Here is a 9,601-nt window from a genome sequence, read left to right as displayed (position 1 = left end):
CCCCGCACCCCCCCCCCCCCGGGCCCCCCCAACCTCTTTTTGTTTTTGGGGTGGCGGGGGGGGGGGCGGCCCCGGGGGGGGCCCCCCACCTCCGTGCCGCCAGGGTCGTCAGGGCCGTCGGCCCAGGAAGTTCAGCAGACGGGTCTGCGGGTCCGCGTCGGCGGTCGAAGGGACCTTCGTGCCGAAGGCCCCGGGCAGGCGGATGTCGTCGTCCTCGGGGAGCAACACGGCCAGGGCGATCGACACGCCTTCGGCGTCCAGGGTCTCGCCCTGCCCCGTCGCTCTGGCGAGGTCCCAGGTGTGGACCAAGGTGTCGGCACACGCCATGCGTTTCACGAACTCCGCGAAGGGGATGCCTCCGAACTCTTCGCCCAGCAGGACGCCGGCCGTTGACCGGTCGCGTAGACCGGCCCGGACGGCAGCGGAGGCCGCACCCCACGCCAGGAGCAGGTCGTCGTCCCGACCCGGTGCGGAGTAGGCCGACCCGTCCAGTCCGGCAACGGCCCTGCGATGGTTGGAGACGACGTGCGCGGCCACGTCCCGGGCGGTCCACCCGGGGCACGGGGAGGGCTGGTCCCACTTCTCCGGTGGACAGTTCTCGATCAGGTCGCCGAACCGGTCCGCGATGCGCCCGTACAGGTCTCGGATGCTGGATTCCACGTGATTCTCCCTCTCCCCGGTCACGTAACTGGAGCCGCGCGCGCAGCCCCGCCGTGCCCTTCCACGAATGATCATCCCTGTGAGCGCCCTCCCGGCGCCCCCGGATGACGAAAGCGCGGCGCGGCAACGTGCCGGTGAGTGGCGTTCCGCAGTTCGTCGGAGCCGTACAACCTCCGGGCCCCTTCGGGGGTCACACCTGCGCCGGACGATCCGTGCACGGTACAGGAGGTCCGTCAGGGCCAGCCCACGCCCGCAGGTGATCGGTCCGGCGACACCGATTCGGATGGGCGCTCCGACGTCCACCGTGCCGCAGGAAGAAGAAGACACCTATGCGACATCACCTCCGCGCCGCCCTGTCGACCACGGCGTCCGCCGCTCTCGTCGGCGGGCTCCTGCTCGCCACCGGAGGCAGCGCCGTTGCCGCGCCGTCCGGGCTGCCGGGCGACTTCAACGGCGACGGATACCGTGACCTTGCGATCGCCGCGCCCCTGGGCAAGGTCGACGGACGGGCGGGAGCCGGATACGTGGCCGTGGTCTACGGCACCAAGAACGGCCTCGACAAGTCCAAGCGCGCCATCATCAGCCAAGCCACCCCCGGCGTTCCCGGTGTGCCGGAGAAGGACGACCACTTCGGTGACCGTCTCACCACGGGCGACCTCGACGGTGACGGTCACACCGACCTCGTGGTCGGCGTGCACCGGGAACGGATCGGCAACACCGACTCCTTCGGCGTCGTCACCGTCGTCTGGGGCGGCTCGCGCGGTCTGACGTCGGGCGTCGACCTGTCGTCGCCGCTGCCCACTCACCGCAACGCGATCGGCTGGGGCGTCGCGACCGGGGACTTCGACGGGGACGGGCGGGTCGACCTGGCCGCCCTCAGCAGCTCCAGCACCGGACTGAACGTCTTCAAGGGCCCGATCTCCCGCTCCGGCAAGGCGGCGGGCCGGACCGGCATCGACACCTCGCGCCAGACCGGGGTCAGCGCCGACAAGATCGTCGCGGGGAACGTCAACGGGGACCGCGCGACCGACCTCCTGGTCATGGGCCAGCAGCAGAGCGGCGACCAGTTCCCGACCCGCAGCGTCCTCTACAAGGGGTCCACGACCGGTCTCACCTCCTCGGGCAAGGTCGCCGGGGGGTACGAGGCGGTCATCGCCGACGTGAACAAGGACGGTTACGGTGACATCGTCACCGGCAACTTCATGGAGAAGGCCGCCGACGAACCCCACGGCGGACGCGGCGGAGCGATCACCGTGACCTACGGCAGCGCCGCCGGCCTGTCGACCCGCACCCCGGTGCGCATCACCCAGGACACCGCCGGTGTCCCCGGCAGCGCCACGCCGGGAGACCGTTTCGGCTGGAGCCTGTCGGCCGGTGACACCAACGGCGACGGCCACGCCGACGTCGCCGTCGGCGCGAGTGGTGAGGCCACCGGGAGCCGGAAGGCGACGGGCTCCGTCACCGTGCTGCACGGCTCCACCGGGGGGCTGACCGGCAGCGGCGCCAAGACCTTCACGCAGAACACGGCGGGGGTGCCCGGTACCGGCGAGTCCCACGACCAGTTCGGGGCGTCCGTCAAGCTCGTGGACAGCGACGGGAACCGTCGCGCCGAACTGGTCGTCGGTGCCTTCGCCGAGAACGACGGCGCGGGCTCGGTGTGGCTCTTCCCGGCCGGGCGGAGCTCCATCACGGCCACCGGGTCGACGTCGTTCGGGGCCGGTTCGGTCGGTGGAGCCACCGGACTCTCGTACTTCGGTGAGGTCCTCGCGGGCTGAGACCCGCGCAGAGGTCGGGAGCGACCGTCAGAACCCCGCGGGCCACCCCGTGCGGCTTCCGGAACACCGGTCGGCGCACGGGGTCCTGACCACGGGAGACGCGGCAACGTGACACCACGGGCGGTGATCCGGCAGGACGCGCCCGCCACCGCGTGCTCAGCGGGTCGCCGCGGTGGACCCGATGGTGACCACGCGGGCCCACGCGGGCGGTGACTCGGGCACGTGGTGGGGATCGTCCTCGCTCCACGACCCCGTGGTCGAACGGGCAAAGAGCCCCACCACCGTCCGGCACGACGGCCGGCTGTCCGGCCAGGGCGTGTGGCCGTCGGTGAGGACGACCACGACATCCGGCCGCGGCCCGGCCCGGAGCGCCCTGGCGAAGCCCGCGCGCAGATCCGTACCCCCGCCGCCCACCAAGGGGATGCCTTCGGCCTTGCACAGCGGGTGCGCGACCCGGGCGGCGGCGTCGCACGGGACCACGGTGACGAGGTCGCGGCGCCTGCCCACGGCCCGGGAGATCGCGGTGACCTCCAGGAGCGCGCTCCCCAGTTCGGTGTCGCTGACCGACCCCGAGGTGTCGATGACGACGGTGACCCGGGGCGGTCTGCGCCGCAGGCTCGGCAGGACGACGCCGGGCACCCCGGGGGAGCGCCGTGCGGGACGACCGTAGGAGTAGTCCTGGCCGCCGCCCGAGCCGGAGGCCGCGGCGCGGACCGCCGCCCCCAGCAACTCCCGCCACGGCTGCGGCGGATGGAACACCTCCTCCGCCCACCGTCGCCATCCCTTCGGGGTGTTGCCCGGACGGCCGTTGATGCCCCGGGCCACCCGGAACCGGACCGCGTCCCGCTCCTGGGTGGTGAGCCCGTGTGCTCCCTCGGGCCCCAGGTCCCACTCCCGTTCGCGCCCGTCGGCGCCGCTGCCGCAGTCCAGCCAGGCCAGCTCCGGAGCGAGCGGTCCGAGCCGGAACCGCCGCAGGTAGTCCTCCATGAGTTTGCCCGGTTGGAGGCCCAGGGGTCCCGGCTGGACGGCGCCCTTCGGCCAGACCAGCCCGTCACCGAAGGCGTCGTCGTTGATCTCACAGTCCGCGGCGATGTTCATGCGGAGCCGGTCCCCCGGTCCGGTCAGCCCTTCCTGCCGGGCGATCCGGGAACTGCGCCCGTGGTGATCGCGTAGCAGATGGGACACCTCGTGCACCCACACCGCCGCCAGGTCCTCCACCGGCGTCCGTGCCACGAACGCCGGTGAGACGTAGCAGCGCCAGTACGCGTCGACGGCCATCGTCGGCACCCGCCGTGACTCCACGGGGTGCAGGGCGAACAGCGCGGTCGCCAGATAGGGCCGGACCCGGACGGCGTGCAACCGTGCGGCGAACAGCTTCTCCCGGTCCAGGCCCGGAGGCAGGCTCGCGTTCACCGTCCTGCCTTCGCCCCGGTCGCGGAGCGGACCGCCACGTCGTCCGCACGCCGGGCGAGGCCGACCACTCCGGCGAGCCGTTCGATCGACGCCGGTACGTCCCAGTCCTCGCGGCGCAGCGTGGCCAGCGTGGTGGCGGGCACGACCACGAGGTCCGGGGGTCCGGTCTCCACCGCCCGACCCAGCAGGGCCCAGGCGGCGTCCCAACGTGACTTCTCGGGGCGGCTGCGGACGGCCGCCACCACACCGTCGAGCACGGCTTGGCGCAGGTCGCCCCGCTCGGGCAGGACCGCACCCGTCGGATCGGCGAGGAGTTCCTCGGGGTCGGGCAGGTCCATCCGGTCCAGGAAGGCCAGCAACTCCAGCCCCGGACCGTCCCCCACGGTGCCCCTGACCAGTGCGGAAAGCACATCCCGGGAGGACCCGGCGGCCGTTGCGAAGGCGATCAGGCACAGGGTCATGTCCCAGCTCCGAGGGGAGGGCCAAGGCCCGCCCCGACGGGTCTCGTTGCCGGGGAGGCGGTGTACGAGCCCGGGCCGCGCGGAGAGGAACCCGCACACCGCACGACGCGCGAAGGCGACCGCCCCGGCCAGGGCGGACGGTTCGAGGTGGGGCAAGGCCGCCAGCGGCCAGGTCCCGCCGAGACCGCGGACGACGACCTCGGGGTCATGCGTCCACTGGAGGTGCACGAACCGGTTGGCCAGCGGTGCACTCAGCTCCCAGCCGTCCGCCGCCGAGGACCGCGGGTTGGCCGCCGCGACGATCCGGACCCCGGACGGCAGCCGCAGCGCGCCGATGCGGCGTTCGAGCACGAGACGGAGCAGAGCGGCTTGAACGGCGGGTGGCGCCGTCGACAGTTCGTCCAGGAACAGCAGGCCCCGGCCGGCCCGCACCAGGCGCACGGCCCAGTCCGGCGGGGCCATCGGAACCCCCTGCTCCGCGGGGTCGTCTCCGAGGACGGGCAGCCCCGAGAAGTCGGACGGCTCGTGCACGCTGGCGATCACCGTGGTCAGCGGGAGGTCGAGGGCGTCGGCGAGTTGGGTCAGGGCGGCGGTCTTGCCGATGCCCGGCTCACCCCACAGCAGCACCGGCAGGTCGGCGGCGACCGCCAGGGTCAGCGCCTCCAACTGGTCGTCGGGCCGTGGCTCGGTGGTGGTGGCGCGCAGCAGACTCAGGAGTTCATCGGCGATGCCGAGATCGCCGGCAGGGACAGGGTCGGCGGAAGGAACGGGCGGAGCGAACACGGGCATGTCTGATCACCTTGGGAGATTCGTCGAGCGCGGAAGGGCGCGGAAGGGCGCGGAAGGGCGCGGAAGGGTGCGGAAGAGCGTGAGAGCGGGGTGGAACGGGGGAGCGAGGTCGAGACGCCTCGGGTCAGCGAGCGGTCGTGTGACGCGGATGCGAACGGTGGTCACGGGGGCGGTCCAGACCCGGCCGGAGCTGACGGGGGCCCGGTTCGGCCAGTCCCGCCCGGAACAGGCCGTAGGAGATCCGCCGTTGGACGGCCGCCTCCAGCGCGTCCCGCAGCGCGCCGGTCCGCAGCAGCGCGGCCGGACCCAGGAGCTCCTCGACGACGGCCAGCGCACCGGCGGTGTCCCCGTGGTTCAGTCGCTCGCGGATGTCCGTGAGGCGCTCCGGGTGCCGGTGCGCCTCGTCGACGGCCCGTAGACAGGGCATCGGCGTCCCGGTCAACGCGAGGAGCAGTTCCTCACGCCGCAGCTCGACGGCTCCGTGGTCCAACGGCGTCAACACGCCATTGACGAGGCCGAGTCGGTGCCGCGCTCCCCGGCACTCCACCACGCGGGAGCGCGCTGACCGGTCCGGCGGCCGGAAGGGACCGGACGGTCGGGCGTCGGGGGCCAACGCGGCGGCGACCAGCGGGTGCAGCCGGTCGGCGTCGAGGGAGCCGCTGCGCAGCAGTTCCAGGTCGGGGAGCACCCAGGTGGCCGCGTCGGGCAGCACCGGAAACGCGCAGACGCTGCCGTCCCGGGGCGCGCCGACCACCCGGAGCGCCGGCGGCCCGAGGCCGTCCCGCTCGCCGTCCAGCCCGAGGACGAGCCGGTGCCGTGCCCGCAGCCGCACGATGACGGTACCGGCGCTCCGTCCTTCGGAGCGGAGCAGGATGCGGGCCTCGGCGGCCCACCGGTCGACGGCGCAGTGCTGCTCCACGACCTCCGGCAACGGCGGGTTCCCGTGCTCCAACTGTCGGACGGGAGGAGGCGACCGGACGGGGGAGGGCGCGCTGACCGGGGCGGGCGGGCGGTCGGCGCCGGACCGGAACCGCAGCTCGTCCGCTCTGCGGGCGTCCCACAGGTGGCGGTGCAGGTCCAGACGGAACCGTCGGCTGGGCCGGGGCCGCGGATGGGCGCCGGCCCCGTGCGGGGACCCGTCCCACAGCGCGAGGCTGATGCGTTGGCCCCCGTCCGCCCAGACCGGGGGAGTACGGGCCACGAGGTGCACCCGTCGGAGGCCGTCACCGTCTTCGGTGTCGTACCGGGCCAGGGCGACGGTCAGCCCCGGGCGGAGGAGCCCGTCGGGGGCGACTCTCGGCAGGTGCCAGCGCAACAGGTCGGGTGCGAGTGAACGGAGGTCCGTGCGGACCCGGGACGCGAGGTCCCGGCCGTGCGTGCGGGCAGTGGAGCGGAGGTCGAGATCGACGTCGAAGCCAGCGGCGGCGCACGCCCCCGCCCAGTCCCCAGCGGAACGACGGACGGTCGCGATCTCGATCATGGACGGTGGCACGGCGAACTCGCGCACGCGCAGCCACAGGGACAAGCGGGCAACCCGGTCAGCGGTCTCAGTGAGCATCAGCACTCACCTTGCGCGGACGGAGCCCCCCATCTGCGGAGGGAAGGAGTAGTCATCGGCGGCAGGCTACCCCTCCCGGCCGTGGTCTTCCAGGTCTTTTCCGCCGGCCCCTGCCACGACCGCCGAAACCGCGTACGACTGGCCCCGTGCGGGGCGGGCCGTAGGGTTCCCGCATGGACTTCGCCGAGCCAGACGCACCGCGGGCGCAGCAACCGCCCGGTGCGCAGCGGTACTACGAGCAGCACGCGGCGGCACTGGCCGAACGGTACGAGGGCCTGAGCTTCCCGGCCCTGTACGAGGAGGTGGCGCCGTTCCTGCCCGTGCCGCCCGCCGCAGCCGCCGACATCGGAGCGGGCAGCGGGCGGGACGCCGCCGCACTGGCCCGGCTGGGCTTCGCGGTCACGGCGGTCGAACCGGTGCCGGCGATGCGGGAGACCGCCGTGCGTCTGCATCCGGAGGAGATCGTCTGGCTGGCGGACGCACTGCCGGAACTGGGCTCCGTGCAGGGCCCCTTCGGGCTGCTGCTCCTCTCGGCCGTGTGGATGCATCTGGACCGCGACGAACGGCCGCTGGCCATGGCCCGGCTGGGCGAACTGCTCACCGAGGGCGGGCGGCTGGTGATCACCTTGCGCCACGGGGAGCCGCCGCACGACCGGCGGATGTTCGACGTGCCGGCGGGAGAGACGGTCGAACTCGCCGCCGAACACGGGCTCTTCCTGCTCCACCGGGGTGGGGGCGAGGACCGCCTCGGTCGGGACGGCGTGCACTGGAGCCAGTTGGTCTTCGAGAAGCGGGCGAGGACGACGGGTGCCGAGACGGCGGGGCCGCGGCAGCAGGTGTAGCGGGCCGGCCGCCGGAAACGGAGCGCGCCCCGTCACCGGGCGTTCGGTGACGGGGCGCGACGGCACCCGGTCCGGTCCTTCAGTGGATCAACGCGCCACCGAAGAGGTCGGCTTGGTCACCGCCGACCCGTCGACGTGACCGGTGCGCTTGGCGGTCACCCGCACGGTGATCTTCTTGCCGCGCTGGGCCGACTTCAGGGTGAGCGTGGACTTCGTCGCGCCGGAGATCGCCTGCCCGTTCGCGTACCACCGGTGGCCGAACGAGGTCGCCGCGGGCGTCCACGTCCCCGGCCGGGCCGTCAGCTTGGCGCCCACCCTCGCCGCACCGCTGACCGTCGGCACCTTGGTGTGCTTCAGCGCCGCGGGCGTCACCTTGAAGCTGCCCAAGGGCCGTTCCCAGCCGCCGCGGGTGATGACGCTCATGCTCCAGTTGCCCGTCGTGGCGGTGGTGAGGGCGAGCCGCACGGTGAGCGTCCTGCGATCCGGGGTGACCGACACCGTGGTGGAGTTGATCTGCTGCCGTCCCGAGAGGATCCGGACCCGGTCTTCCTCGTGCAGCGCAGAACCACTCACCTTCAACGTCACCGTGGACTTGGCGGCGAGCGCGGGTGACCTCAGCGCCCTCGTCGGCGGCAACGTCTCCTACGCGTCGATGGCCGCCTCCCACATCGCCTTCCTGTTCGTGCAGACCGCGGTCGTCCCCCTCGTCCTGATCCTGGTCGTCCTCGCGGTCGACTGGCGCATCGGCCTCGTCCTGGTCGCGATCCTCCCCGCCACCCTGCCCTTCGTCCGCGGCATCCAGCGCCGGGCCGGCACCGGTCTGCGCGCCGCGAACGAAGCCGACGGAGCGGCGGCGGCCAGGATCGTCGAGTACATCCAGGGACTGCCGGTGCTGCGCGCCGCGGGCCAGGTCGGGGCCTCCTCGCGCCGCCTCGACGACGCGTTGAAGCACCAGACCCATGTGATGAGCGAGTCCCAGCGGTCGCTCACCCTGCCCAGCATCGTCGCCACCACCTCGACGCAGCTCGCCATCGTCGTGGCCGTGGCCGTCGGGGCCTGCCTCGTCTTCGACGCACGGCTCTCCGTACTGCTGCTCGCCGCCCTGGTGGTGGCCGCCGTCAAACTCGCGGAGCCGCTCGCCAACGCCACCGCGATGATCGCCGTGTTCGAGCTGTCCGAGGCGTCGCTCGAACGCATCGAGGAGGTCATGAAGAGCGAGCCCCTCGGCGTGGGCGACCCCGACGCCCGGCTCGACCGCTACGACATCGCCTTCGACGACGTGGTGTTCCGCTACCGTCCCGAGGCCGCCGAGCCCGTGCTCGACGGCATCTCCTTCACCCTGCCGGCCCGTTCACTGACCGCCCTGGTCGGCCCGTCCGGGTCCGGCAAGACCACCATCTCCACACTCATCACCCGCTACGCCGCCCCCGACTCGGGGAGCGTCCGGATCGGCGGCCACGACCTGCGCCAGGTCGCGCCCACCGAGATCTATCGGCACGTCGCCGTCGTCTTCCAGGACGTCTACCTCTTCGACGACACCATCCGGGCCAACATCGCCATGGCGCGTCCGGGGGCCACCGACGAGGAGGTGGAGGCCGCCGCCCGGGCGGCGAACGTCCACGAGTTCGTCAGTCGACTGCCCCACGGGTACGACACCAGGGTCGGGGAGATCGGCGGAGCCCTCTCCGGCGGGGAGCGCCAGCGGGTGTCGATCGCCCGCGCCATCCTCAAGGACGCCCCGATCGTCCTGCTCGACGAACCGACCGCCGCACTGGACAGCGGCAGCGAGGTCGCGGTCCAACGGGCCATCGACGCGCTCGTCGCCCGCAAGACGGTCCTGGTCATCGCCCATCGGCTGTCCACGGTGATCGGCGCCGACCAGATCCTCGTGATCGAGGAGGGCCGCGTCACCGAGCGGGGAACCCACGACGAACTGCTCGACTCCCGCGGGCGGTACGCGGACATGTGGGTCGCCCAGACCGGTGCCCGGCAGTGGCGGGTCACCGGTCTAGTAGTACTTCGTTAGGTTGCGCCCGGCGGGTGGTCGTCTGTTTGAGCCGGGGGCGGTAGGTCTCGGTGGCAGGTGGGGCATGCGCCGGTCCA

The 9,601-nt window shown here is 73.0% G+C and carries 8 protein-coding genes; 3 read left to right on the top strand and 5 right to left on the bottom strand.

The window, feature by feature from the left end:
• Positions 1–108: 108 nt before the first annotated feature.
• Positions 109–660 carry a TIGR03086 family metal-binding protein gene (locus ACFV88_RS31520; RefSeq protein WP_385495504.1) on the bottom strand — a complete coding sequence of 184 codons (552 nt, stop codon included), beginning with the start codon at positions 658–660 and terminating at the stop codon, positions 109–111.
• Positions 661–989: 329 nt separating this feature from the next.
• Here ACFV88_RS31520 and ACFV88_RS31515 point away from each other — a divergent pair, with 329 nt between their 5' ends.
• Positions 990–2,435 carry an FG-GAP-like repeat-containing protein gene (locus tag ACFV88_RS31515; RefSeq protein WP_385495503.1) on the top strand — a complete coding sequence of 482 codons (1,446 nt, stop codon included), beginning with the start codon at positions 990–992 and terminating at the stop codon, positions 2,433–2,435.
• 156 nt (positions 2,436–2,591) lie between these two features.
• Here the strand turns inward: ACFV88_RS31515 and ACFV88_RS31510 are convergent, their stop codons facing one another.
• The 3 genes from ACFV88_RS31510 to ACFV88_RS31500 all read right to left on the bottom strand — a co-directional run bounded on the left by ACFV88_RS31510 (position 2,592) and on the right by ACFV88_RS31500 (position 6,656).
• Positions 2,592–3,848 carry a VWA-like domain-containing protein gene (locus ACFV88_RS31510; protein WP_385495501.1) on the bottom strand — a complete coding sequence of 419 codons (1,257 nt, stop codon included), beginning with the start codon at positions 3,846–3,848 and terminating at the stop codon, positions 2,592–2,594.
• A complete protein-coding gene (locus ACFV88_RS31505; protein ID WP_385495500.1) occupies positions 3,845–5,098 on the bottom strand; it encodes an AAA family ATPase in 1,254 nt (417 codons plus the stop codon). The genes ACFV88_RS31510 and ACFV88_RS31505 overlap by 4 nt, the downstream gene beginning before the upstream one ends.
• A 124-nt stretch (positions 5,099–5,222) precedes the next feature.
• On the bottom strand, positions 5,223–6,656 hold the full coding sequence (locus tag ACFV88_RS31500; RefSeq protein WP_385495498.1) for a hypothetical protein: 1,434 nt from the start codon (positions 6,654–6,656) through the stop codon (positions 5,223–5,225).
• A 173-nt stretch (positions 6,657–6,829) separates the two neighbouring features.
• Between ACFV88_RS31500 and ACFV88_RS31495 the strand changes: the two genes are divergently transcribed.
• Entirely contained in the window at positions 6,830–7,498 is a 669-nt protein-coding gene (locus ACFV88_RS31495; protein WP_385495497.1) for a class I SAM-dependent methyltransferase, read from the top strand.
• A gap of 87 nt (positions 7,499–7,585) precedes the next feature.
• On the opposite strand, the gene ACFV88_RS31490 is transcribed toward ACFV88_RS31495, so the two are convergent.
• A complete protein-coding gene (locus ACFV88_RS31490; protein ID WP_385495496.1) occupies positions 7,586–8,071 on the bottom strand; it encodes a hypothetical protein in 486 nt (161 codons plus the stop codon).
• Between the two features lie 13 nt (positions 8,072–8,084).
• Between ACFV88_RS31490 and ACFV88_RS31485 the strand changes: the two genes are divergently transcribed.
• The gene (locus ACFV88_RS31485) at positions 8,085–9,524 is read left to right on the top strand and encodes an ABC transporter ATP-binding protein (protein WP_385495494.1); all 1,440 of its coding nucleotides are present in this window, start codon (positions 8,085–8,087) and stop codon (positions 9,522–9,524) included.
• Positions 9,525–9,601 lie beyond the last annotated feature (77 nt).

Origin of the sequence: Streptomyces sp. NPDC059816 (genome assembly GCF_042732055.1) — a bacterium.
In the GTDB taxonomy this organism is placed as follows: domain Bacteria; phylum Actinomycetota; class Actinomycetes; order Streptomycetales; family Streptomycetaceae; genus Streptomyces.
This window is presented reverse-complemented; position numbering and strand designations above follow the sequence as displayed.